The sequence below is a fragment of the Acidobacteriota bacterium genome (assembly GCA_016196065.1).
Classification (GTDB): Bacteria; Acidobacteriota; Terriglobia; order Terriglobales; family Acidobacteriaceae; genus Acidiflorens.
The window spans coordinates 98,411-123,643 of record JACPYL010000012.1; the positions used below are offsets into that span (position 1 = coordinate 98,411).

Genomic DNA, 25,233 nt, shown 5'->3' on the forward strand with positions numbered 1-25,233 from the left:
ACTTTTGATCATGGCTCCTTCAACAAGAGCGATAGGATCCTTTTCTTAAACACGGGCCGAGCTTCGAGCCTGAGCAGTGGACCTCGAGGAGTTGGTTTCAAGCCTCTCTCATCAAGAAAAGGGATCCAGCCTCAGCTTTCGCGCCCTCCGGCCGCGCAGGGGAAGCCGCCAAGACCCTCGTGATTTCCTGGAGAAGCTTTTTGATCGGCTGTCCCTTTTGCCAAAAAGCATCGGCCTTAATCACGGCCATATCTTGCCCAAGAACGTACCCTCCGCTCATGGCGACGATTGCGATGTGCGGAAAGCGCTGGCGTACGATCGTCAGAAATTCAAGTCCTGACATCCGAGGCATATGCAAATCCGAGATGATTACATCAGGCAAGGATTGGCTGAGCGCGAGTATTCCGTCCAGTCCGTCTGCGGCGGTGAGAACGTCATAGCCCTCGTTCTCTAGAATGGCTTTGGTGGTTTCGCGTATCGCAGGTTCATCGTCCACCACCAGAATGCGGTAGCGAAACTGAGGCACGACCCTTGCTTCTAACGGCGAGACGGATTCGGCAGATTGTATTTTCGATGGTTCAAGACTTGGTGATGACATTTTGGGTGCATTCGATTCCGGGGAGATCGATTTACCCCTAAGTTCGTGGCGGAAACGCGTGTGGGAGAGCTTCTTCCCATCATGGTTTGTCCATTCCCCAAATGGTAATCGGCTTACATGACTAAGGTCTGTTCAATAGAGATCAACTTGGAGAGAGTGCACAGGAATCGACAGGGCTGTTGCAGGACGAACTGACCTTCTTAGTGAGGCAATTGCCAGAATTGGAATTACGTTTTGAACTGGGCCATATGGCTGTGGAATCTCAAGAAGCGGATCGACGAGAGTCTTCGCTCTTACTTATCGAGGCGCGCCCGGCAAAAGCCAGACCTACTCGATCTCGTTCCACACGTACAGGAATTCGGTATCGCTGGCGGTGGCTACTTTGCGGCCACCTTTGTGAATGGCTCGATTTAACGCAGACCGCACGTTTTCTTTGCTCTCGTCTAACGCCGCCAATGGCACTCGGAGCGCAACCCCAGCGGGGAGCTGATCGAGGTCGGAGAAAATCTGCGTCACAATTTGCTTGTGCTTTCCGTTCCGGCCCTGCGGTACATCCACTTGCGCCATCGTCTTGAAATTCATTGCGATCTTTTCGCGTGGTGTGCCCATCGGAGACCTCTCGCAGAAGCAATTTCGCTAACCTGACGTAACCCTATCGTAATACAACCTGACACTGTCGTACAGCACACATTTCGACGCGCTAGGACCCCGTAGGGGGGGTACGTCCCGTCTCGTTGAGAGCTGTATAACCCCATTAACATCAGCAATTTAACGCCATAATGCGGACGAAAGATTATCCAAAAGATATAACCCGTATTGATTCGGGACTGCTACGGTGTGAAAGAGATAGATAGGAGAAATTCAGTGAGCGAGCCGAAAACACATTTCGAACAGATTCCCGTAGAAGTGGTGAAGAAGATTGCTGCCATCCTTCCGGCAAAGGAACTCCCGAACGACGATGCAACCGGCGATGACACGGCAGAGATCGAAACCGAGGGCAAAGTTACCGCTGCGGACGAACGTTGGCGCGAAGTAGCGCAGAAAGTCCAGCACGAAGCGGACCCGCAAAAGATGATCGGATTGGTGCAGGAACTTATTGCCACATTTGACAACGAAAACAAACGCCTGGCGCACAGGCAGTACCCTGCAAGGCAGTCCGGCGCCTCCGCGGAGCAATCATGAGGGCCGTTGTGACCGCGAAGAAACTGGCCAAATTCGATCCCGACGCTTTCCTTTCTACCATCGCTGGTGGCAGAAAGGTTGCAACCTTCCTCAAAAAGCAGGCGATATTCCTGCAGGATGATTCCTCGGACGCTGTTTTCTATATCCACAAAGGAAAAGTAAAACTCAGCGTCGTGTCAAAGAGCGGGAAGGAAGCCACCATCGGCATTCTAGGTGAGAAGGATTTCTTCGGTGAGGGGTGCCTCACGGCGCAAGCTGTGCGTCTGTGCTCCGCGACCGCGCTCACCGATTGCTCGGTTATGCGGATCGAGAGGAAAGCCATGATGGAAGTGCTTCACCGGGAACACATGTTTTCCGATATGTTCGTCGCGTATCTGCTGACGCGCAACATCCGCTACGAGGCGGACCTGGTGGACCAGCTCTTTAATTCCAGTGAGAAACGGCTGGCTCGTGTTCTGCTTTTGCTGGCTCGCTTTGGCAAGAACGAAGCTCCGGAGGTTTCAATTCCCAAGATCAGTCAGGAAACTCTGGCGGCGATGGTGGGCACGACTCGTTCGCGGGTGAGCTTTTTCATGAACCGGTTCAGAAAGTTAGGCTTCATCCAGTACAACGGCGTGCTTGAGGTGCACAGCTCACTTCTCAACGTTGTTCTTCACGACTAGCACGGTGTTTCGCACCCTGGGACTGCGCACTCGTGCCGACATCACCACCCTGGGTTTCGCCATTTCCCGGGTGACTTCGGCGAGTGTGGCTTTAGCTTCTTGCTCTCTTGTCTCTCTCTTGCCCATACTTTTGATCGTTGCATGTCTCCAGGGCATCCGCTGAGCAATTTAGATCAATACGGATGATTGTTCGCGGCGGTATAATGAAGTTTGAGGTGGCTACCACGTTCTCCTCTTTCAGGTCTTCTGACCTAAGCCAGTCCATCTGAAGTTCTCCCCGACCTTAGGTTCGTCTTTCGAGGAAGCGGTGTTTCCATGCTTTTTGAAGCGATCCGTCATGAAGTAGATCAACTCCATAGCGTCAGCTCGCGTCTTGAGGGACTGGCTGAGCAACACCCACCGGTAGCAGAAGCACTCATTACTATCGCGGGAAACGTTCGAAACACGGCCACAATATTGGCCGTCGTCGTGGCGACGAAAGGGCCCAAGCCGATGTAAGCCCGCCAGGCAGTCTTCATGAAATAAAAATGGCGCAGTCTCGTTGGCTGCGCCATCCCGACTGACGGTCATTTCGGGGGAAGGCTGGACCGTAGCTCGTTCGACCCCTTCGGCTGAAACAAAGATAGAATCCTGGCAGATATTCTGTCTGTTCAATCTTGCACACGAAACAAAAAAAGGCGCAGTCACGATGGACTGCGCCCTTCCAGAGTAGCGGTCTTGGGGAAAGACCGTTGCTTGACTCTCAACCCAATGAACAGTACAAGGCGTACGAATTCCCGTCTGTTCAAAATTAGACAGCTCCGAATATTTGTACCGCCTAGCAGACGCCTTGACCTCACTCAAGACCCGTAATCCCGACGCCCACACTCAAGAACTGTCATCCCGACGCCCACACTCAAGAACCGTCATCCCGCCGCCTCACTCAAGAACTGTCATCCCGAACGGAGTGAGGGATCTGCAGTTCCGCAGCGCGCCCAATACCACGACCCTTCCATCACCAAGTGGGACACCTTCCACTACATCTACGCCGTCCTGCACCACCCCGAGTGCCGCGAGCGCTACGCCGCCAACCTCCGCCGCGAATTGCCGCGCATTCCATTCGCCGCGGCCTCGCTCAAGAACTGTCATCCCGAACGAAGTGAGGGATCTGCAGTTCCGCCGCGCGCTGACAAACTGCAGATCTCGCGCCGCTCGGGATGACAGATCAAAAAAGGGATGATCCCAAGCTTTTGGGCGGCGCAGCAGTTCACCGCTGCGATGCGGCATCCGCTTTTGGGTGGCGCAGCGGTTTACCGCTGCGATTAAGGCGCTTTTTTGAGGTGGGGGCTTCAGCCCCCGAAGGCCTCGACCACAGAATGGATTGCACGCGAAGTGCAGTCTTAAGAGAGACAGAGTCTCCCCACTTGTTACTGTTCAGGTTCCGCCCTCGGTTCGGGCGACCGCATGGAATCTTTACAGTTAATCGACAAAAGGCAATTCCCACTCTGACTTCGATAAGCGGGTTTCATGAGAAAAGAATTTCCACAATTGTGGCGCGAAGCCACCGTACTGCCCCACTTTGTACTCGCTTGGTTCCCAGGTACAAACTAGCGGCCAGGAGCTAGTAGCTAGAAGCGTTCCCGTCACTTCCCCCGCAACATTCCCACTACCCGGTCAAAATCTTCCAAAGTCCCATATTCAATCGTGATTTTCCCTTTCCCTCTGCGATCCCGAATCCGCACCCGCATACCCAGGACGGTCTCCAGCGACCGTTGTGCTGCCCGCACATTCGGATCCACCCATCTCGCCCCTTTGCCCGGACCACGATCCCCTTCCGGTCGCTCCATCGGGACATTCATGTCCAGGACCGCATCTTCCAACTGCAGCACCGACATCTTCTTCTTTACGACCAGCGCCGCCAGCTTTGAGATCTGCGACTCGTCATGCAGCACCAGCAACTCGCGCGCATGGCTATACGTCAGATCACCGCGCTCGATCAGATACTGCACATCCTCCGGCAACTTCAGCAGCCGCAGATAATTCGATACTGTTTCCCGCGACGTCCCCACCCGGCGTCCGATTTCTTCCTGGGTCAAACCAAATTCCGTGCTCAGATGCGCGAACGCCTGCGCCTGCTCCAGGCAATCCAGATCCTGCCGCTGCAGGTTCTCGACAATCGTCATCTCGGCTGCTTGCTGTTCCGACACGCGCTTCACGATTGCCGGAATCGTCGACTTCCCAGCCAGCTTCGAAGCCCGCAATCGCCGCTCGCCCAGGATCAGCACATAGCGCCCGTCCAATCCCGGACGCACCACAATCGGCTGAATCACTCCTTGTACCTGGATCGACCGCGCCAATTCCTTCAGCAAATCATCATCAAATCCTGTTCTGGTCTGATGCGGATTGTTCTCGATCGCATCCAGGGCCAACTCCATCGGCTGTCCATCCGGAGCTCTCTGCGCCGCCATCGCCTGCAAATCAACCGATTCGGGTTGCGTCGAGTCGCCAGGGGAGCCCGAAGCCAACACCGTAGCGCCGGCGCCCTCGCCGGCTGTCGCGGGGGCACCCTGCCCGCGCAGACGATCTGCATCAGACACAGAACTCGCGTGGGAATCATCCTTGCGCGCGCTTTGCGCCGTGGTGGGATCGGTCACCACAACTCTCGGCCCCGGTAACAGCGACTCCAACCCGCGCCCCAAAGCCCGCCGCTTCTCCACGGCCTTCTCCGCCACCTTCTCTACCCCAACCTTCTCAACAGGAATTGCCATCACGCTTCCTCTCCGCAACGATTTCCGAAAAGCTCACATCACCCGCCAGATTCCCTTCGTGCCCCTTCGTGAACCCTTAGTGCCCTTCGTGGTGAGGGTTTGACTTTAAGATCGATATCAATAAATATAGATGACCATCGATCTAAGCCGCCCCCGCCTCATCCCGCGCCGCCAGGTGCCGGTCCAGCAGTTCTTTCGCCAGCCGGATATAACTCTCCGCCCCCCGCGACCGGACGTCATACAGCAACGCCGGCTTCCCGTAACTCGGCGCCTCTGCCAGCCGGATATTCCTCGGGATCGTTGTCGTACACAACTTCTCCCCAAAATATTTCTTCAACTCCTCCGCCACCTGCTGCGCGAGGTTTGTCCGCTCATCGAACATAGTGAGCACCACCCCATCGACAGCCAGGGAAGGATTCAATGCGACCCGGATCCTCTCGATTGTATCCAGCAACTCACTGACTCCTTCCAGCGCAAAATACTCCGCCTGCATCGGAATCAGGACTCCATTCGCCGCCACCAATCCATTCAGCGTGAGTAGATCCAGCGCCGGTGGACAATCCAGCACGATGAATTCAAACCGATCTTTCACCAGGTCGAGGGCATCCCGCAGCCGATACTCGCGCCGATCCGCATCGACCAGCTCGAGGTTTGCGCCAATCAAGTTCTTGTGCGAAGGGATCAGCCACAGCTGTTCAAGTTCCGTAAGCTGAAGCGCCTCTTCCGCGGAGGCCGCGCCCATGATCACGTCGTAGGTACTGATTCGATCCGGATCTTTCCGCATGCCCAGGCCGCTACTGGCATTGGATTGCGGATCGCAATCCACCAGCAGCGTGTTGACTTCAGCAGCAGCAAGAGAAGAAGCAAGGTTGATGGCAGTCGTAGTCTTGCCGACGCCACCCTTCTGGTTGGCAACCGCGATAATACGTCCCATGATTTTTGTGAGCGGAGAACTCGCGGGCCAGAATAGTTCCAACCGATATGTGAATGCAATGCCGCATTTTGGTGCAGCATGTTCCACGTGGAACATTTTGAAATCACATGTGCAAGTTTGGTGGGAGTGTTCCACGTGGAACACTGCGGCTGTTTCCAGGAGGACGAGGAGGGTAGCCCTCCCACATTTAGAATGGAAGTTTCGGATGTCGTAAGGCGAAATGTTCCACGCGGAACATTGGGAGGCGAATAGTCTCACAATGAGATTACTGCAATATTTTCCCACTATAGCCTTAATAGACGGGAGTTTTTCCACTTCGCTGCCATTTTTACCCAGAATTTAGAAACAAAATTCCCACAATCACTGGGGAATACTGATCGACAACATTCTGGATTGTGACTCAGGTACCGGAATGGGGGGTACCCAATGGAGGCCGAGGCCTTCGAGGGAGGGGAGTTGGGAGGAGCCGATCAGGAGGACGATCCGGCCGGTTGAGGAGGCCAGGCGGGCGGCAACGGGGAGGATGGTTTCGAAGTGCTCTACGGCTCTGAGGGTGACGACGTCGGACTTGGTGGTGAGGGTTTCGGCGCGGGCGGTTATTACATTGACGTCCGTCAATGTAAGGGCACGGATGACTTCGCGAAGAAAGGCGGCTTTCTTGTGATTCGATTCGACGAGGGTCAGGGAGATGTGAGGCGCCCAGATTTTGATCGGAAGGCCAGGGAAGCCGGCGCCGGAACCGATGTCGAGGACGGTGCTTGGGTGGTGTGTGGTTGCGCCGGGGTCAGCGGGCGTGGGCGCCCGATCCACACAAGCTGCGTTGGGAAAAAGGTGGCGGGCGAGAAAAAGCGATTCTCCGAAATGGCGGGCCACGATCTGGTCGGCGTCGCGGATCGCGGTGAGGTTGATGCGGGAATTCCAGCGGAGTAGTAGATCGATGTACGTCGATATTTGACCGAGCTGCACTTTGGGGAGTGTCCTATCCAAGAATGGATGGAGCAGGGCGGCGATGCGGGCGGGGTCCATGGACGCTTAGGGATTATAAGGTCAGAGGTGTGAGGGTAGATTGAGGAAGGTAGGGGCGGGAATCCTCGGGGGCTAAAGCCCAACTAGTGGTGTCAGCGGATCGCAGCGGTGAACCGCTGCGCCACTCAAAATCGGAAGCGTAACGTATCGGGTCAAGATGCTTCGCCGTACAAAAACACATCTGGGTGAGTGAACATCGGCACGGCCTGAAGAAGTGGTGGTGCATTCTGTCGTCCCTTCGGGGCCGCCCCTCTTGGGGCTGATGAAGGCGCTCATGCCTAGGGTGGAATAGTGGACTGGGGCTGGAGCCTCAGGGAAAGCCCGATCGGTGGGGGCAAGCTGATCGCAGCGGTGAACCGCTGCGCCGCCCAAAATCACACCCAGCGTATCGGCGAATCAAAATGCTGTGGCCATGCAAAATTACATGTGAGTGAAGTGAACATCGGCACGGCGTGAAGAAGTGGCGCTGCATCTGTCGTCCCTGCGGGACTTGTTCATCTACCGCGCTCCAGCCCAGCGCTGAAGCGCTGGGCTAACTTAAGCCGCCCCTCAGGGGCTGATGACGGTGCTCATGCCTCACGGCGAAATAAATAATGGATTGGCGCCGGAAACGTCAGGGGCTAAAGCCCGGTCAGAGGGGACGGGGATCGCAGCGGTGAACCGCTGCGCCCACCCAAAAACAAAAAGCGTAACGTATCGGCGAATCAAAGCGCCGCGGCCATGCAAAATCACGTATGAGTGAAGTGAACATCGGAACGGCCCTGAAGGAGGATAGACAACCCCTTCAACTACCACCTTTTCTACTCGATGGAATCTAGATGCAGGCCGTCTTTGTGCGACGAAAAGGTGAGTCTCCAGTTATTGGTTCGCGTACTCAGGGAGACCAATCGACTCCTCCCGCGCTTCCGGTAGCGTATCCGGTAGTCGACTTCGGCCAAACGATATCTAATCGCTGGCTTGCTGAAAAAGCGCTGCCGAATTTCTCGGTGCATGAGAAAGAGGTAGAGAACGCTCGCCGATCCGAGTTGCGAATCGTGGAGTGCAGGCACTGATTTCAGCAGACTGTTCATGACAGCGAGGTTGTTTGGCAGGCTCGGGGACGGCATTGAGACCATTCCTTCTCCGGCGGCCCAGATCAACTGCACGGGAGATTCGCTTGTAGCCTTCACAATGGTGCAGACATACGAGTAGTCGACGTGAATTGCTGTGTGGAAACGCAGCATCTCAGCATTTGGAAGCCAAGGCACATCCACGGCCTCGCACCAGCTAAATCCGGTTCGTTCGTCCCCAAGCAAGCGGATTACCTCCGGGGATGATCCGACCGAATTTTCGTTAGCCGTGCATGGACGAACAAACGCATCGCTTGAACCTGTCGCCTGCGCGGTCACAAACGTGGTGCTTGCCAGGGATAGTACAAACACAAGCGAAGACCATAACGTTCTTCCGCATTTCGGCATCATTCGATCTCCCGGAGAAACAGGTCTCATCCATTTAGACACCACAACTGCATTCACATGGGTGCATTCATTTGGGAACAATGCGATGGTTGTTGACAACCCGCACACTGGCTCGTAGTTGGCGATTACACTCATTGACCGTGGGTCACTGCCTATCACCTGGTTGCAGTCGTTGCGGGGCGGAGTAGCCAGGGTAGTACCAGCGATTCCAAGTTGATGAACAGCCACTGCGCCACTCAAAGACAAGAAGCGTAACGTGTCGGCGGGTCAAAACGCTGCGCCACCCAAAAGCAAAAGACGGCTGCCGTTTTATTGCTTGGCTGATCCGCTCACTTCATTCCACAGGAAGCCTAGTTCGTCCGCGGTGTCGGTGATTGCCTGGGTGATGGAAACGCCGGAGCTGTGTCCGCTGATGGTTTGGTAGTGCAGAAGGATTGGGCGATCATTCGCGTTTGACGACTGCACCAGAGCAGTCATCTTGCGGGCATGGAGAGGATCGACGCGGGTGTCGCTGTCTCCGGTGTTGAACATGATGGCGGGAAACTTCGTCCCTGGCTTCACGTTGTGATAGGGAGAATATTTCAGCAGGTAGGGGAACTGCTCGGCTTTTTCTGCGGATCCATATTCGGTCGTCCACCACTTGCCGACCAGGAAATTCTGATAGCGCAGCATGTCGAGCAGCGGATAGCCGCACCAGATTGCGCCAAACATTTCTGGATGCTGCGTCATGGCGGCGCCCATGAGCAGGCCGCCGTTCGAACGTCCGCGAATCGCCAGCTTCGGAACGGAAGTGTATTTCTCATCGACCAGATACTGGGCCGCGCCGAAAAAGTCGTCGAAGGAATTCTGCTTGTTCTCGAACATGGCGCCCTTGTGCCACTTCTCGCCATACTCGCCGCCGCCGCGCAGGTTCGGCTGTGCGTAGAATCCGCCCTGCTCCATCCACCAGGCAAACTCCGGATTCCAGTTCGGCTCCATATTCACGAGGAACCCACCGTAAGCCCACATCAACGCAGGAGTGGTGCCGTCACGTTTCACGCCCTTCTTCGAAGAGATGAACATCGGCACGCGCGTCCCGTCTTTCGAAGTGTAGAAGACCTGCTTCACCTCATATTGGTCGGAATCGAACGGCACGCTGGGCTTGGCGAAGACTTCCGTCTTGCCGCTCGCGACGTCATAGCGATAAATCGCCGGCGGGATAATGAACGACTCAAAGCTATAGAAGCCTTCCGTGTTCCTGGCATCGGAATGTCCAAACAATATGGAACCCGCCCCTAGCGTGGGATACGCGACGTTGCCGGCCGACTTTCCGTCCAAAGCGAAGATGCGGGTTTCCGTTACCACGTCGTGCAGGCCGGTGACGAACAGCTTGCCGCCGACAATCGAAATGTCGGAGATGACGTCCTTGCCCTCGGGGACGATGGTCTTCCAGTTCGACGGCTCGGGATGGGCGGTGTCGAGTTTCACCACACGATAGTTCGGAGCCTGGTAGTCGGTCATCACGTAGAAGTCGTCGCCATAATTCACCGGCGAAAACCGGCTATCGATCCCGCGGATCAGCGGACAAATTGGAGAGTCCTTCTTGCGCAGGTCTTTGAAATAGAAATCCTCGCGCGTAGCCGGGACGCCGTGCACCACGCCGATCGTAACGAAGCGCTCGTTCTCGGTGATGTCCATGCCGATCAGATCCATCGGCCCGAAAGTTTCGTCGCCGAAAGTCTTGCCGAAAATGAGTTCATCGCCGGCCGCCGGCGATCCCAGCTTGTGATAGAAGACGAGCGACCCGGTCGGATCAAAGCGTGCGTAGTAGAGGCCCTGCTTGTCGGGACTGAGGGAAATGCCGGAATAACGCGCGGAAGGCAAAGTGTCGGGCAGTTCACGATTCTTGGTGAGGTCAGTTTCATTGATTTCGAGGACGTGCACCGACTCCTCGTCCGCGCCGCCCGACCGGACGCCATACACCAGGAGCGTGCCATCCTTCGACACGTCATTAACGTGCACGGAAGTATTTTGATCGGCGCTCAGCTTGGTGGCGTCGATCAGGCGCTCGTCCGCGCCATGCAGGCCGCGGCGCATGTAGATCGATCCCTGATTCTCGTCTGCCAGGCGTTTCTTGAAAAAGTAAATTCCGCCGCGCTCGAGCGGGATGCTGTAACTCTCCACGCGTTCCAGTTTGGCAAGCTCACTCATGATCGCCGGACGAATTTTTACCTGCGAAAGATACTGCTCGGTGTACTTCATCTGCTCATCGATCCAGGCGCGAGTGGCCGGAGCTTTCCCGTCCTCGAGCCAGCGGTACGGATCGGTGATTGAAGTGCCGTGAAGGTCCTCGGTAACCGGCTGAGTTGCAGTAGCAGGCGGAGGCGGAAGTGTGATTCCATTGCCCCCTTTGACTGCAGAAGGATTGTCGGCGGCGAAGGAGAGATAAGAAAAGAGCGGGAGCATAAGAAAGAAGATAAGCCGGAGAGTTGCCGAGTGAGCAGCGTTCATAAGCTCGATATTCTATAGCGCCGCGGAATCGGCCGCCATCACGTGGGTAGGTTCACGTCAAGGCGTGCCAGCACTCCGATCACCTGAGCCACCCGCCGCAGAATGTATCCCTCAGGCGCTGAAGCGCTCGTCAAAAAGAGGCTTGGCGGCACGAGTGAACTCAGGCCCTCCCCCAACGGCTCTTGATTCGCTCCGCAGAAGGGGGCCATTCGCCGTGGATTTGTATCCCACACGAAGAGGACCATTTTTGGCCTAAGTTGGAAGAAAATACGTCATCAGAAAAAAATCAGATTTTTGTGAATACTTCCAGAGCCCGAATCTGCTATTCAGGAGCGGCCTTCTATTGAGCCAAGCGTAATTGTGTCGGAGCAATTCCCTAGCATGCGCAAATCGATGAAAATTCTGAGAGTTGGGCTGGTTGGTTGCGTCTTGGCCGCACTGCCCGCGTATTCGGTAGCCCAGGGGCTGAACGATGCCGTTGCATCCGGGAAGGTCGATGAAGCCATTCGCGCGCAGATGCAGGCACAGAAGATTCCCGGGGTGAGCCTGGCCGTCATCCGCGACGGCAAAATTATCAAGGCGACGGGCTATGGTCTGGCGAACATCGAACTCAACGTTCCCGTCACGCCGGCGTCGATCTTCCAATCCGGGTCGATCGGCAAGCAATTTACGGCGACAGCCATATTGATGCTGGTGGAAGACGGCAAAGTCGGGCTGGATGACAGCATCACGAAATATTTTCCCGAAGCTCCGCCGGCGTGGAATGCGATCACGATCCGACATCTCTTAAGTCATACCTCAGGGCTGCCGGATGTTTGGGGCCAAACCGAGCAGGACGCTTATACCAAGGGAATCGTTGATTCCCGCCGCGACTACACCGAAGACGAACTGCTTCAGCGATACGTCAAACTGCAACCGCAGTTCCCACCCGGTGACCGATGGGAGTATTGCAGCACGGGGTACCAGCTTCTTGGTTTCCTGATTCATCGCCTGACCGGCAAGGTGCACTTCGATTTCATTCGGGAGCGTATTTTCCAGCCCCTCGGCATGGACACCGCCCGTGTCATCAGTGAAGCCGATATCGTCCTCAACCGCAGCGGTGGTTACATCATGGTCAAGGGAGAGCTGAAGAACCAGGACTGGATCGCCCCGTCTCTGAATACCACGGCTGATGGGTCCTACTACATGACCGTGCTTGATCTCGCGAAATGGGATGCCGCGCTCTACACCGAGAAAATCTTAAAAAAATCCCGTCGGGAGCAGATGTTTACTCCAGCAAAACTCAACGCCGGCAAAACTTACCCAGACCCCTACGGCTTCGGATGGCAAATCAACAATGCAAACGGACATCGTGTTGTGTGGCACACCGGGGGGAACCAGGGGTTCTTCGTCATCATCTCCCGCTATCTGGACGACCGGCTGACCATTGTCGCCATGACGAACCTCGATGAATTTCACTGTGACGTGGTCAAGATGGCAGGGGCGGTCGCGTCTATTTACATTCCGGAGACGGCGGGAGCGAATCCGGTCAAAGACTGGTAGCAAGGAGATCAACGATGAGTGACACACCTTCGAAACGCGCGCTATCTCGTCGCGAGGCCATCAAGGCGTTGGGCGTCGGCGGCGCCGCTGCCATCGCCGTTGATCCGCTACTAGCCCAAGGCCCCGCACAAAGCTCGGCCCATCGGGTCGACGTGGTGATCGTCGGAGCGGGCTTTGCCGGGATGATGGCGGCGCGCAGCCTGATCCGCTCGGGCAAGAAAGTAGTTGTGCTGGAAGCGCGCAACCGTGTCGGCGGACGGGCAAAGCCGGCCATGCTAGCGGGGCATCCCATCGATGGCGGGGCCATGTGGGTGGGGCCGACACAAACCCGGCTGCTGGAAACGATCAAAGAGTATGGCCTGCACACTCGTCCACAGTTCCTGAAGGGCAAGAACATTCTGGAAGTAAATGGCAAGCGCGTCACGGCCGACGGTGAAACTGCCGGCTGGGAGGCTGCGACTCAGGCGGAGTGCGATCGTGTTACCGCCGAACTGGACCGCCTGTCGGCGCAAGTGGTGCTGGAGGCCCCTTGGACAACGCCGCAAGCGGAGACTCTCGACCGCCTCACCGTGGAAGAATGGCTGAAGGCCAATACGAAAGACAAGATTGTGCTCCGGTACTTCGAGAGTGCAACCCGTGCCCTTTTTACCGCCGACCCCTACCAGATGTCCTTCCTGTATTTCCTTTTCTATCTCCGTTCGGGCGACAACTTCAATGCTCTGTACGGGTTCGACGAAAATTCAGCGCAGGCATTCCTGGTGAACGAGAGCATGCATCAGGTCGCGGTGAAAGTCGCTGCGAAACTCGGGGACGCGATACGACTGGAAACGCCAGTCACCGCGATCGCGCAGGATGGCGCCGGCGTCACCGTGGTTTCCGGGAAAGGCGAATGGCGTGGGGACTACGCGATTGTGGCAGTCCCGCTGCCGCTTTCGGTGCGCATGACCTACACCCCGCCTCTCCCTTCCCATCGCGATGCGCTCGCGCAGCACATGCCGATGGGTTCGGTCATCAAGTACTGGGTGGCATACGAGAAGCCATTCTGGCGCGAGCGCGGACTGAACGGACTGCTGGGGAGCGACGAACCACCTTCGAATCTGGTTGCGGCTGACACCACGCCAGCGGCGGGAGTCCCAGGGTTCTTAACGGCATTCATCGACGCGGCCGGCGCGCTGGAATGGTCAGGTCGACCGATGGAAGAACGTAAAAAGATGATCGTGGATCGGATCGTCAGTTTTCTCGGGCCGGAAGCGGCAAATCCCATCGACTACGAAGATCAGGACTGGCCCTCGGACCCGTGGAGCCGAGGTTGTTTCGGGGCCAGCATGGGTCCCGGAGTGATGACGACGCTGGGCAAAATAATTCGCGAGCCTCATGGACGCATCCACTGGGCTGGGTCAGAAACATCGACCAGGTGGATGGGTTATATCGACGGCGCGATTCGCTCGGGAGAGCGGGCGGCCGCAGAGATTCTGGCGAATTACAAACCGAAATGAGTTTGTTAGGTTCTGTATCGAGATGGAAAACCTGTCCCCGGAATTTCCCCTCGGGTGCTGAAGCACCGTCAATATGAGCGACTTGGCGGCACGAGTGAACTCGTGCCCTCCCGAAACTCGTGCCCTTTCCGATAGTCTCGTGGCCTCCCAGAGTCTCTTGATTCGTGAATTTCCTCGGACCGTGAAGGCTGGGTTCTCCCCAGGGTGCGGTCCACAGTGAGCCGTTTACGGAAGAAGGAACGAGCCAAGAAAAGTTCACCTCAGGCGCTGAAGCGCTCGTCAAATAAACGAGTTGGTGGCACGAGTGAACTCGTGCCCTCCCGAAAATCTCGTGTCCAAAACCCGTGTCCTGGCCCAAACCTCTTGATTCGCGCGGTTCGGGAAGATTGTCCAACGGGTGAATTTGGTTGGGTTCGGGAGAAGTTATAATACTGACGGTTCGTGGTATCGCCTTTGAACCGCGCATCCGCGCGGGAGGGTGAAAGGTCGCAATCGCCGACGGGGGTTGTCCGGGCGAGGCCGATCGGGGTGGACTTCCTTTTATGCATCGTGATTTCCCCAGGTCGGCCGGGCTTGTGGTGGCAGGACTCGCTGCGCTCCTTTCCGTCAGTTGCTCCAATACCAATTCCAGCGCGGCGGCTACGGACGCTTCCAAGACTATTCCGGTTCGCATCTTCACCGTCCAAGAAGAGACGACACTCCGTCGCGTGCAGGCGGTGGGATCGTTGTTCGCGTATGAAGAAAGCACGCTAAGCGCCGAGGTGGAGGGCATCGTTTCCAAGGTGCTGGTGGATGTGGGCGACACGGTGCGCGAAGGGCAGCCGCTGATCCTGCTGGACCAGCGCGAGTTGCAGTTCGAGGTGGACCGTCAACAGGGGTTGGTGCGACAGGTGCGCGCGCAACTGGGGATTGGGGCAAATGAGCAGCCTTTGGATCCGAAGAAAATGGCGGCAGTGCAGCGCGCGGAGGCAGATCTGTTTGATGCGGAGCGAAAGTATGGACGCGCCAAAGAACTTTTCAAAGACGCTCTGATCTCACAGCAGCAGCTGGACGAAGTGGCCAGCCGCTATCAGAGCATGAAGGCGACCTACGATTTGTCGTTGCAGGAGGCGGACCGGCTCAAGGCGTTGCTGACGTCAAGCGAGGCGAGCGAAAGGCTGGCGGAAAAGAAACTGGCTGATGCGACGATTCGCGCGCCGTTTTCGGGGGACATCAAGACGCGGAACGTGCATCCCGGAGAATATCTGCGGATCCAGAGTCCGGTGATGGTGCTGGTGCGCACCGATCAATTGCGCGCGAAGTTGGCGGTGCCGGAGCGCTGGGCAGGATGGGTAAAGGAAGGCGCGACGGTCGATCTGCAAGTGGAAGCGTTTCCTGGCGAGACATTTCAGGGACGGGTGTCGAGAATCAATCCGTCGGTTTCGCAGGACTCGCGCACTTTTGAGGCGGAGGCGCTGCTCGACAATCGGAACGGACGGCTCAAGCCCGGCTTCTTTGTGCAAGCGTCGCTGCCGAGCAAGAAGGAAGAGACAGCGATGTTCGTTCCGGACGTGGCGGTCAACTATCGCTACGGTGTTTATAAAGTTTTCGTGTTGAACGGCAATCGCGTCGCCGAGAAACAGATTCGTCCAGCGGGGCAGACCGAAGACGAGAAGGGCCGGCGATTTGAAATCGCAGAGGGACTGAAGCCCGGTGACCGCGTGGCGGCCCGGGATTCAGGAGAGTTGCACGACGGCGATACCGTTCGCGAGCAGTCTGGAACGTCAACACCTGTAGCAAAATAACCGGAATATCACTCACCTATGAAGGTCACCGAAATCTGCGTCAAGCATCCGGTATTCACTGTGATGCTGATCGCATTTCTGGTGACGCTGGGCGCGTTTTCCTATCGCGGGCTGGCGGTCGATCTGTTTCCGAGAGCAGATCCGGCCACGGTGAACGTGGAGGTACGTTTGCCGGGAGCGACTCCTGAAGAAATGATTACCGGAGTTGTGCTGCCGCTGGAAGACGCAATCTCTTCGGTGAGCGGCGTGGACGAGATCAGCGTTTACTCCACGGAAGGGTTTGCTGATATTACGTGTACGTTCGTTCTGGAGCGCGACATCGAGGGCGCGGCGCAGGACATTCGGGAAAAGGTCGCGGCTGCCATCAATCAACTGCCGCGTGACACGCTGCCTCCGGTGATCACGAAACAGGATCCGCAATCGGATCCGATCATGACGCTGCTGGTGAGCGGTCCGATGAGCCGCCGCGAGTTGACGGAGATTGCCGACAAGCAGGTGCGGCGCGCGATTCAGACTGTCGATGGCGTCGGCAGCGTGGACTTGAATGGCGGACAGCAGCGGCAGATCCGCGTTTTGCTCGACGCGCAGAAACTGACTTCGCACAACTTCACAGTTCTCGACGTGCGCCAGGCGCTGCAGCGCGAAAACATCGAAGCGCCGGGCGGGCGCATGATTACCGGCCCGCAGGAATTGGGATTGCGGACGCTGGGACGCGTCACTTCGGCGGACCAGTTCAGTGATGTGGTGGTGGGAACGCAAGGCGGAATTCCGATCCGCGTTCGCGACGTCGCGCAGGTCGAGGACAGCGCACAGGAACTTCGCACGTGGTCGGCACTGTTCCGGAAGAACGAGGCGGCACAGGACATCGTCAGCATTCAGGTGCTTCGTCAATCGGGCGCGAATACCGTCAAGGTCGCAGACAACGTCAGGAGCAAAGTAGCGGAGTTGCAATCCCAGTTGCCGCCCGGGGTGAAGTTGCTGGTGATCCACGATATTTCGGACTTCATCAAGGCGTCGGTGCACTCGCTGATCGAGCACCTGATTCTGGGTAGCATTCTCGCCAGCCTGATTGTCTGGCTGTTCATGAGGAACTGGCGAGCGGTCATCATTGCGGCGGTGGCCATTCCCGCGTCGGTAATCGCGACCTTCACGCTGATGCGTGGGATGGATTTTTCGCTGAACAACATGACGCTCCTGGCTCTGACGCTGTCAGTCGGCATCGTCATCGATGACGCGATCATTGTTCTGGAAAATATTTTCCGGTTCATGGAGGAAAAAGGAAAAGGACCGATCCAGGCGGCGATTGAGGCGACTCGTGAAATCGGCCTCGCGGTGATGGCGACGACGTTGTCGCTCATCATTATTTTTCTGCCGATCGCGTTCATGACGGGATACGCCCGCAAGTATGTGAACTCATTTGGCTGGACGATGGCGATGGCGATCCTCGTTTCACTGCTGGTCGCGTTTACGCTGACGCCGATGATGAGCAGCCGTCTGCTGCGGCTTAATACAACCGGCAAAACATCGCACTCGGGAAAGCTGCTGCTGTACGTAGAAGACCGCTACATGAAGATGCTGCAGTGGTCGCTGGCGCATCGGGGCGCGATCATTCTGATTTGCGCGGCAACATTTCTTTCGACTTTCGGTCTCTACCGTCTGGTGGGCCGCGACTGGATTCCGGCGGACGATCAATCAGAACTGCTGAGTTCATTCACGCTTCCTGAAGGCACTTCGCTGCAGAAGACGAGCGAGATGGCAACTGATATCGCCAAACGCGTCGTCGCTTTGCCGGAAGTTACGTTCGTGCAAAGCCTGACCCACGGGCCGACCAATCACGCTCATCTTTTCATAGGGCTGGTTCCACGCGGTGAACGAAAACTGAGCCATCAACAACTGGCCACAAGAGTTCGCGGCATTCTGGCGGGCTATCGCAATATCACTTACAACGTGCGCCTGCCTTCAGTGCTGGGCGGCGAGATTTATTTTCCAATCGCGGCGGTCATTCGCGGACCTGACCTCGGCCAGCTGGCGGAAATCAGCAAGAAGGTCGCGGATCGCATGCGGAAATATCCCGACCTGGTGGATGTGAACCCGAGCTTGAATCTGAACACGCCAGAACTACAGGTGAAAGTCGACCGGCAACGCGCCGCCGACATCGGCGTACGCATGACCGACATCAGCGATGCGGTTCGTTTGTTCTACTCCGGTGAAGACGAAATCACGCGCTTCAAAGAAGGGTCCGAACAATATCCGGTGACGATGCAGCTGCTCCAGGAGCAACGCGATAATCCCGACGTGCTGAATCGCATGATGGTTCCCTCGTCGAAACTGGGGCAAGTGCGGCTGGAGAGTGTGGCGTCAATTGGACGCGGGTTCGGTCCGGCTTCGCTGTGGCGCTACAACCGGGAATTTCAGGTGAGCGTGTACGCCAACGTGACGTCGGGATATCCGCTCGATGTGGCGGCCGGGCACACGATGCAATCGATCAAAGAGATCGGCCTACCCGCGGGCTATTCGTATCTTTTCTCCGGGCAAGTGAAAGTGCTCGAGGAGACCACGTGGAACCTGCTGCTGGCGATGCTGCTGGCGTCGGTCTTCATGTACATGGTCCTGGCCGCGCAGTTTGAGAGTTTTTCGCATCCCTTCATCATCATGCTCACGTTGCCGTTGAGCATTCCGTTCGCGCTGTTCTCGTTGTGGATCACGGGCCGCGCACTCAGCCTGTGGAGCGCGCTGGGAATGTTTCTACTGCTGGGGATCGTCAAGAAAAATGGAATTTTGCAGGTGGACTACACCAACCGGCTGATCGCGGAAGGAATGCCGCTGCGGGAAGCGATTCTGGAAGCGAACCGGGTAAGGCTGCGCCCTATTCTCATGACCACGCTGTCGATCATTGCCGGACTGATTCCAGTTGCCATCGGGTTGGGTGCTGGGTCCGAGCAGCGCGCGTCGATTGCGGTGACGATTATCGGAGGACAGACGCTGTGTCTGTTGTTGACGCTGCTCGTTGTCCCGGTCGCGTATTCCTATTTATCGGAATTGCAGAGTCTTCCGTGGCGCGAATGGAAGGGCCATTTGCTTGGCCGCGCTGCTGAGCAAGAAAGACCATCCGAGGGCGACTGAAGCGTTACCCTTCCGACTGCGGCTTCGTCGCGGCCGGCATTAGTTCGATATCTGCAATACCGTCCTTCGCGCACATTTCCTGCCAGGCATCATTCCCAATCTTGCCGTCGGAAAGTTGCAGGGTGAGTTGGAATGGCTGCAGTTGGTGGCCGTCTTTTTCAAGATAGAACTCGCCGGGAAGAGAGTGCAAGTTCCATCCGTGGTTGACCAGGGCCAGAGCAAAGGCGGTAGAGACAAGCCCGCGAGCGCGCTGAATTCTTTGTTCCTGGGTCAACAACATTCCTGCTGGATCTCGCATGATCGCGGCGACGTCGGGAACTTTTCCGAGTGCCTTGGGAATACTTGCAACGGTCTCTCCTTGAAGTTGCGCCGCAAGCGGTTCGGCGTATGCGGCTATGGATCCCTTCCAAGTGGGAATGAGGACGACGGGGCCACTTTCCTGCCAAGACACGGGCTGCAAGAAATTCTTTGGCATCTGGGGATTGGCCACTTCCAGAAAATTCAGTTCCGCCTGGTCGATGTCGGTGAGCAGGATCGAAGCGGGTTGATGGTCCTCTGCCATGGCATCAACAGAGAGCAGGTTGGCGGCGGCGATGCGATCGCGCAACGGAGGATGACTGTCGTAGGGATCAACCTTGGCTTCGGCGATTTGAGCGGCCAAGCCCTTCTGAACGCCTTCCGCAATCTGGGGCGCGATCAGGAATTGCGAAAAGCCGTCGGCGATCGCGGGGAGGCGTCCGGCGCTGAGCATGGGCGCCACTTCAGTTCTCCAATAGGAAGGCCAGGCAAGGGCGGAGGCGTGGACTCCGCGAAGTCCGCTGATCAGGGAAACTTGTCCAGCGACGAGGCAAGCGAGCTCGTCGGCGCGATACTCCTGTTTGCGAGAGACGAAATTGATGGCGCGTAGAAACAGCAGCCAATACCAATGAAGAAGTTTGAATACGACTGTATAGAAGATCGCGACCAGGGCCGGTAAGCTCATTTGTCCGATCGAGCCCATGTTCTGGAAGGTGCGCACCATCGACATCTGAGTGCGGTGCAGCCATGGGCCAAGACTGGTGTCCCCGCCATAGTAATGCGCAAATTCGTGAGCGAGGATGGCGCGGAACTGAGAAACATTGAGCGCAGCAAGCAGCGGCAGTCCGAGTCCCATGACGCGACGGCTGCCGATGCCCATCAGCCCGCCGCGATCGGCGACCCAGGCGTTGGGATCTCCGATGAGATAGACCTCGCGCGGGAGAGGCTCGCCAAGTTTGGAGGCGATCTGCTGGATCTCGGTGAATAGCTGGGGATGAGAAGCTGGTTCGAGTAAGAGTCCAGGCGGTTCGAACTTATCGATTCGCGGGACGAGGGACCAGAGCATGACGGCGGCGACGACGATCCCGCCTAAGAACAAGACCAGCGTGTTGAAATTCATGGCCGCGGTTAGTAAGAGGAAGGGTAGATACACACATAAGGACGCGAGCAGAATCATGAAAATGTAGGAGAGCAAAACCATGAACATCGCCAAGCTGGCGAATAACATGAGCGAGCGCCGAGGAGGGATAGTTACTGCGGAGCCCTGCATAAGACGGGCGCCATCATAACATGACAGACGATGGTCAGGCCTCAGCGGCTAAAGCCGCTAGGGAAACGAGCTGCTATCGCAGCGGTGAACCGCTGCGCCACCCAAAAGCACAGGGCAATATCACTAAGCAGCCTCACGCTGTGCTACCCATCGGCAAGAGCAAACTGTTTTCCGCAGGTTCTGCAGCGATGCTGTGATACGAAACGTACGATCAGTTTCCGGTCCACACTTCTACATTTTCAGACTTCCACCTTCAATTTACTTCTCTACTGAATCAGCGTGCCGTTGCCGTTTTCTTCGGCGACTGGGGCAATGACTACGGCGGCTGCTACGCGATCTCCGGGTTCGAGACTCAGCAGGCGGACGCCTTGCGCGGCTCGGCCGGATTCGCGGATGGTGCTCGAGTCCATGCGGATGATCTTGCCGTACTGGCTGATCAACATCACTTCGGATTCTTCGCTGACCTGCGCGATGCCGACGACTTTGCCATTGCGGGCAGTGGTCTTCACGTTGATCACGCCGGAACCGCCTCGGCCTTGCAAGCGGTATTCGTCGGCGGGAGTGCGCTTGCCGTATCCGGCTTCGGTCACCGACAGAATCAGGCTGCCTTTGATGGGCAGAGTTTCGTCGGTGGCGGTGGCTTCGACGCCGGCTTTGGCGATGATGGTTTCGGCTTCGGTGTCGGCCTTCTTCGCGTCTTTCGGAGTGGTCGCCATGCCGACGATGTAGTCGTCCTTGTCGAGGTTCATGCCGCGGACTCCGTAGGCGGGACGGCCCATGGGGCGGACGTCACCTTCGTCGAAGCGAATGGCTTGGCCGTCGTGCGAGGCGAGGAAGATGATCTGTGCGCCATCGGTCAGAGTGACTCCGACTAACTCGTCGCCTTTGTCGATGCCGACCGCGATGATGCCGCGTTGCATGACGTGGCTGAAATCTTTCAGCTCAGTCTTTTTCACGGTGCCGTTCCTGGTGGCGAAGAAAACGTAGCGTCCTTCTTCTTCGAGATTGCGGACGGCTAACATCGTGCGCACGGTTTCTCCTGGCTGGAGAGCGACCAGGTTGCCGACGTGCTTGCCTTTTCCGGCGGCGGCGATGTCGGGGATTTCGTAGACCTTCAGCCAGAAGACTCGTCCGGTGTTGGTGAAGATCAGGATGTAAGCGTGCGTCGAGGCGAGGAAGAGGTGCTCGACGAAATCCTCGTCGCGCGTCTTCATGCCGGTGCGTCCCGTGCCGCCGCGGCGCTGCATGCGGTAGGTGGAGATCGGCGTGCGCTTCATGTAGCCGCCGTGGCTTACGGTGACGGCGACCTGCTCGTCGGCGATCAGGTCTTCGAGCAGGATCTCGGCGGCTTCGTCTTCGATGACGGTACGGCGGGCGTCGCCGTAGAGCTTTTTCACTTCTTCAAGTTCTTTGATGATGACGCTGCGGAGCTTTTTCTCGGAGCCGAGGATCGATTGGAATTCTTCGATGGCTTCGCGGATTTGCTTCAACTCGTTGGAAATTTCGTCGATCGAGAGTTTGGTCAGGCGATGGAGTTGGAGTTCGAGGATCGCATCGGCTTGCTTCGAGGTGAAGGGCTTGTCGGCGGGGAGCTTCGGAGCGCGTCCGGTGACGTTGATGTCGATCTTTTTGCCGCCAAAGTGGGCGACCAAGTTTTCGCGCGCATCGGCGCGGTTGGCGCTGGCGCGGATGATCGTGATCACGTTATCGAGATGGTCAAGCGCAGTGAGATAACCTTCTAAGATGTGCTCGCGGTCTTGCGCTTTGTTCAGCAAGTAGGCGGTGCGGCGGCGCACGACGTCGACACGGTGATCAATGAAGTGCTTGATCGCCTGGATCAGGCCCATCTCTTTCGGCTGGGCGTTGACGACCGCCAGCAGAATCATGCTGAAGCCTTCCTGCATGGAGGTGTGCTTGTAGAGTTGGTTCAGGACGATCTGGGGCTCGGCTCCGCGCTTGAGTTCGATGACGATGCGCATGCCGTCGCGATCGCTCTCGTCGCGGATATCGGAGATGTCGTCGATCGTCTTTTCATTCACCAGGTCGGCCATGCGCTCGATGAGGCGCGCTTTGTTTACCTGGTAAGGGATCTCGGTGACGATGATCGCCTGGCGGTCCTTGTTGAAAGTTTCGATGGCGGCGCGGGCACGCATCATGAAACGGCCGCGGCCGGTGCGGTAGGCTTCGAAAATTCCGGCACGTCCGTGGATGATGCCGGCGGTGGGGAAATCGGGGCCTTGCACGAATTTCAAAATTTCCGGCAACTGCGCGTTGGGATTATTCACCAGCGTGATCGTCGCGTCGACAATCTCGGTGAGATTGTGTGGCGGAATTTTTGTGGCCATGCCGACGGCGATTCCGTCGGAACCATTCACCAATAAATTTGGATAGCGCGCGGGCAGGACGGCGGGCTGCGTTTCGGTGCCGTCGTAATTGGGATAGAAATCTACGGCTTCTTTATCGAGGTCTTCTAACAGCGCGGTCGACACACGTGCTAAACGGGCTTCAGTGTAACGATCGGCTGCGGGAGGATCACCGTCTACCGATCCGAAATTTCCCTGACCATCGACGAGCGGGGCGCGCATGGCGAAGGGCTGCGCGAGGCGAACCAACGCATCGTAGACCGCGAGGTTTCCGTGGGGATGGTATTTGCCCATGACGTCGCCGACGATGCGGGCGCATTTGCGGGTGGGGCCGCCGGGGCGAAGACCCATCTGCTGCATGGTGTAGAGAATGCGGCGATGGACAGGCTTCAGTCCGTCGCGAACGTCGGGCAAGGCACGGCCGATGATGACGGAAAGAGAGTAGTCGAGATACGACCGCTTCATCTCCTCTTCAATATTGACGGGCTGAATATTGAGGGCGCCGGGACCGCTGTCGCCGGGAGGAGGTGTCAGGGGGAGTTCGGGATTCTTGGGATCGTCAGGCATGAAGATTCAGGTCTCAGGTGCCAGGTCTCAGGTGCCAGGAAAGGCCTATGGATTCGGGCCGTCCCGATACCGCTAACCGCTTCATTTACAGCGAGATACTAGGTCTGGAACTAGCGAGAATTATAGCATAAAGGGGGTGGGGCTGCCGAGCTTTGCTCGGCTGGACAGGTCGGAGACCTGTCCCCACATGGGTCCCCACACGGGTTAGCTTCTCCGCAGGGTTAGCAGGGTGATTTCTGGGGGCACGCCGATGCGCACTGGGAAGCCGAAGGTTCCCAAGCCGCGATTCACATAGAGCGCAGCTTTGTGTGCGCCGTTGCTCGAAACATTCCCACTGGCATGCCCGTTCGACATTGGCAACGTGTAGTGTCCCGCCACGAAGGGCGTGATCAGTCTGGCGGGGGTTACGCTGTGGTCTACGATTTCGAACTTTACTTGGCCGCCGTGGGTGTGGCCGGCTAGGCTCAGCTCGATGCCTAAGTCGGCGGCGCGGTTGAATGAGTTTGGATTGTGGGATAGAAGAATGTTCGGCATGTCGCGGCGGATGAGATGTTCAATTTCCTGCAGCATGGGGCCGGTGCTGCCGCCGCTGGTCATGTGGTCGCGTTGATAGTCGACGCCTAACAGGTTGAAGGTGGCTCCGTTGTGTTCGATCACTTTATTTTGGGCGCGCAGTAGTTGCATGCCTTTTTCTTTGAAGAGGCGCTGGGCGTCGTCTTCTACTCCAGCATAGATTTCGTGATTGCCGTTACATCCGTAGACGCCGAGCGGGGCTCGCAGGCGGCTGAGTTCGTTGATGCAGGTTTCCAGTGGATCGCCTTCGCGGCTGACGAAGTCTCCGGTGACGAAGGCGATGTCGGCGCGGAGATCGTTGGCCATGTCGACGGCGCGCGCGATTTCCGCGGGCGGCATGTAGTCGCCGATGTGGATGTCGCTGAGTTGCGCGATGCGCAGGCCGTCGAGTTCGAGGGGAAGGTTGGCTATGGGGACGTCCACGCGCTCGATGGTGTAGCGGAGGCGGCCAGCGGCGAATCCGTAGGTCGCGGCTAGAAATGGAACGCTGCCGGCAAACATGGCGGCATATTGAAAGAACGCGCGACGCTGGGGATTGAAGGCTCCGGCTACCGCTCCCGGACGCAGACGTGCGACTAGATTCGTAAGGTATTCGATTCCGCCTACGGACTGGACGGCCAGGAATCCGAAGAAAGATGCAATCAGCCACAAGCTGGAATAGGTGATTAGGCTCTTGCCGAAAGTGAGGCGAGAAACGGCGCGGCCGAGAAGAGGATCGAGGAGCGCTGCGACCAGGGCGACTGCGACGACGATGAGTGCGGCATGCAATCCCGTACGCCACGCGGGGCTGGAGAGAGCGGCGATCCAGGACCAGGTCCGGACGAACCAGAAACGCTGGACTGCGTAGATCAGGCCGAGGAACAAGGCTAAGAAAAGGATGCGGACCAGGATCAGGGTGAACACTCCATTAGAGTACGCCTTGTTAGATGCGGGGCGGGGGGCGGAAGGCGCAACCCCTAAAGGGGCTCGCAATTGGGCGGAATATCGGTATCGCTGAAGCGATACCCTGATACGAAACTGAGTCTAGCAGCAGCATGGCACCGGGAAAAGACAGCCTCGGCGGCTGAACAGTTTGCTGAAGAAGTCCGCTGCAAGTGCGTCAGGGGCTGAAGCCCAGTTAGA

Annotated in this window: 17 protein-coding genes; 7 read left to right on the forward strand and 10 right to left on the reverse strand. The window is 57.3% G+C overall.

Going from position 1 to position 25,233, the window contains the following annotated elements:
- Positions 1-97: 97 nt before the first annotated feature.
- Complete coding sequence (locus HY010_12525) at positions 98-526, reverse strand: response regulator (protein ID MBI3476550.1); 429 nt, start codon at positions 524-526, stop codon at positions 98-100.
- Between the two features lie 399 nt (positions 527-925).
- Positions 926-1,207, reverse strand: coding sequence for a hypothetical protein (locus tag HY010_12530; GenBank protein MBI3476551.1), 282 nt, complete (start codon positions 1,205-1,207; stop codon positions 926-928).
- A gap of 255 nt (positions 1,208-1,462) precedes the next feature.
- On the opposite strand from HY010_12530, the gene HY010_12535 reads away from it, so the two are divergent.
- From HY010_12535 to HY010_12545, 3 genes are all read left to right on the forward strand, one after another.
- On the forward strand, positions 1,463-1,780 hold the full coding sequence (locus tag HY010_12535) for a hypothetical protein (GenBank protein ID MBI3476552.1): 318 nt from the start codon (positions 1,463-1,465) through the stop codon (positions 1,778-1,780).
- On the forward strand, positions 1,777-2,442 hold the full coding sequence (locus HY010_12540) for a Crp/Fnr family transcriptional regulator (protein ID MBI3476553.1): 666 nt from the start codon (positions 1,777-1,779) through the stop codon (positions 2,440-2,442). The genes HY010_12535 and HY010_12540 overlap by 4 nt, the downstream gene beginning before the upstream one ends.
- Before the next feature lie 879 nt (positions 2,443-3,321).
- Positions 3,322-3,642, forward strand: a complete 321-nt coding sequence (locus HY010_12545) for a hypothetical protein (GenBank protein ID MBI3476554.1) — start codon at positions 3,322-3,324, stop codon at positions 3,640-3,642.
- Between the two features lie 422 nt (positions 3,643-4,064).
- Here HY010_12545 and HY010_12550 read toward each other — a convergent pair whose 3' ends face one another.
- From HY010_12550 to HY010_12570, 5 genes are all read right to left on the reverse strand, one after another.
- Complete coding sequence (locus HY010_12550; protein ID MBI3476555.1) at positions 4,065-4,889, reverse strand: ParB/RepB/Spo0J family partition protein; 825 nt, start codon at positions 4,887-4,889, stop codon at positions 4,065-4,067.
- A gap of 442 nt (positions 4,890-5,331) precedes the next feature.
- Entirely contained in the window at positions 5,332-6,123 is a 792-nt protein-coding gene (locus HY010_12555) for a ParA family protein (protein MBI3476556.1), read from the reverse strand.
- A gap of 360 nt (positions 6,124-6,483) precedes the next feature.
- The gene (gene rsmG / locus HY010_12560; GenBank protein ID MBI3476557.1) at positions 6,484-7,149 is read right to left on the reverse strand and encodes a 16S rRNA (guanine(527)-N(7))-methyltransferase RsmG; all 666 of its coding nucleotides are present in this window, start codon (positions 7,147-7,149) and stop codon (positions 6,484-6,486) included.
- 800 nt (positions 7,150-7,949) lie between these two features.
- The gene (locus HY010_12565; protein ID MBI3476558.1) at positions 7,950-8,396 is read right to left on the reverse strand and encodes a hypothetical protein; all 447 of its coding nucleotides are present in this window, start codon (positions 8,394-8,396) and stop codon (positions 7,950-7,952) included.
- Positions 8,397-8,915: 519 nt separating this feature from the next.
- A complete protein-coding gene (locus HY010_12570) occupies positions 8,916-11,096 on the reverse strand; it encodes a S9 family peptidase (protein MBI3476559.1) in 2,181 nt (726 codons plus the stop codon).
- Between the two features lie 381 nt (positions 11,097-11,477).
- Here HY010_12570 and HY010_12575 point away from each other — a divergent pair, with 381 nt between their 5' ends.
- The 4 genes from HY010_12575 to HY010_12590 all read left to right on the forward strand — a co-directional run bounded on the left by HY010_12575 (position 11,478) and on the right by HY010_12590 (position 19,041).
- Entirely contained in the window at positions 11,478-12,638 is a 1,161-nt protein-coding gene (locus HY010_12575; protein ID MBI3476560.1) for a beta-lactamase family protein, read from the forward strand.
- Between the two features lie 14 nt (positions 12,639-12,652).
- A complete protein-coding gene (locus tag HY010_12580; protein ID MBI3476561.1) occupies positions 12,653-14,134 on the forward strand; it encodes a flavin monoamine oxidase family protein in 1,482 nt (493 codons plus the stop codon).
- A gap of 542 nt (positions 14,135-14,676) precedes the next feature.
- Positions 14,677-15,918, forward strand: coding sequence for an efflux RND transporter periplasmic adaptor subunit (locus tag HY010_12585; GenBank protein MBI3476562.1), 1,242 nt, complete (start codon positions 14,677-14,679; stop codon positions 15,916-15,918).
- A gap of 18 nt (positions 15,919-15,936) precedes the next feature.
- The gene (locus tag HY010_12590) at positions 15,937-19,041 is read left to right on the forward strand and encodes an efflux RND transporter permease subunit (GenBank protein ID MBI3476563.1); all 3,105 of its coding nucleotides are present in this window, start codon (positions 15,937-15,939) and stop codon (positions 19,039-19,041) included.
- 4 nt (positions 19,042-19,045) lie between these two features.
- On the opposite strand, the gene HY010_12595 is transcribed toward HY010_12590, so the two are convergent.
- The 3 genes from HY010_12595 to HY010_12605 all read right to left on the reverse strand — a co-directional run bounded on the left by HY010_12595 (position 19,046) and on the right by HY010_12605 (position 25,014).
- On the reverse strand, positions 19,046-20,566 hold the full coding sequence (locus HY010_12595) for a M48 family metalloprotease (GenBank protein MBI3476564.1): 1,521 nt from the start codon (positions 20,564-20,566) through the stop codon (positions 19,046-19,048).
- Positions 20,567-20,874: 308 nt separating this feature from the next.
- Positions 20,875-23,538, reverse strand: a complete 2,664-nt coding sequence (gene gyrA, locus HY010_12600) for a DNA gyrase subunit A (GenBank protein MBI3476565.1) — start codon at positions 23,536-23,538, stop codon at positions 20,875-20,877.
- 204 nt (positions 23,539-23,742) lie between these two features.
- Positions 23,743-25,014 (reverse strand): metallophosphoesterase, encoded by a 1,272-nt coding sequence (locus HY010_12605; protein MBI3476566.1) that lies wholly within the window; start codon positions 25,012-25,014, stop codon positions 23,743-23,745.
- Between the last annotated feature and the right edge of the window lie 219 nt (positions 25,015-25,233).

Coding starts and splice junctions, on each gene's coding strand:
- HY010_12530 (MBI3476551.1), bottom strand. CDS start 1,207: ATGGGCACACCACGCGAAAAGATCGCAATGAATTTCAAGACGATGGCG.
- HY010_12555 (MBI3476556.1), bottom strand. CDS start 6,123: ATGGGACGTATTATCGCGGTTGCCAACCAGAAGGGTGGCGTCGGCAAG.
- HY010_12575 (MBI3476560.1), top strand. CDS start 11,478: ATGCGCAAATCGATGAAAATTCTGAGAGTTGGGCTGGTTGGTTGCGTC.
- gyrA (MBI3476565.1), bottom strand. CDS start 23,538: ATGCCTGACGATCCCAAGAATCCCGAACTCCCCCTGACACCTCCTCCC.
- HY010_12540 (MBI3476553.1), top strand. CDS start 1,777: ATGAGGGCCGTTGTGACCGCGAAGAAACTGGCCAAATTCGATCCCGAC.
- HY010_12595 (MBI3476564.1), bottom strand. CDS start 20,566: ATGTTATTCGCCAGCTTGGCGATGTTCATGGTTTTGCTCTCCTACATT.
- HY010_12590 (MBI3476563.1), top strand. CDS start 15,937: ATGAAGGTCACCGAAATCTGCGTCAAGCATCCGGTATTCACTGTGATG.
- HY010_12570 (MBI3476559.1), bottom strand. CDS start 11,096: ATGAACGCTGCTCACTCGGCAACTCTCCGGCTTATCTTCTTTCTTATG.
- HY010_12550 (MBI3476555.1), bottom strand. CDS start 4,889: ATGGCGGCGCAGAGAGCTCCGGATGGACAGCCGATGGAGTTGGCCCTG.
- HY010_12585 (MBI3476562.1), top strand. CDS start 14,677: ATGCATCGTGATTTCCCCAGGTCGGCCGGGCTTGTGGTGGCAGGACTC.
- rsmG (MBI3476557.1), bottom strand. CDS start 7,149: ATGGACCCCGCCCGCATCGCCGCCCTGCTCCATCCATTCTTGGATAGG.
- HY010_12580 (MBI3476561.1), top strand. CDS start 12,653: ATGAGTGACACACCTTCGAAACGCGCGCTATCTCGTCGCGAGGCCATC.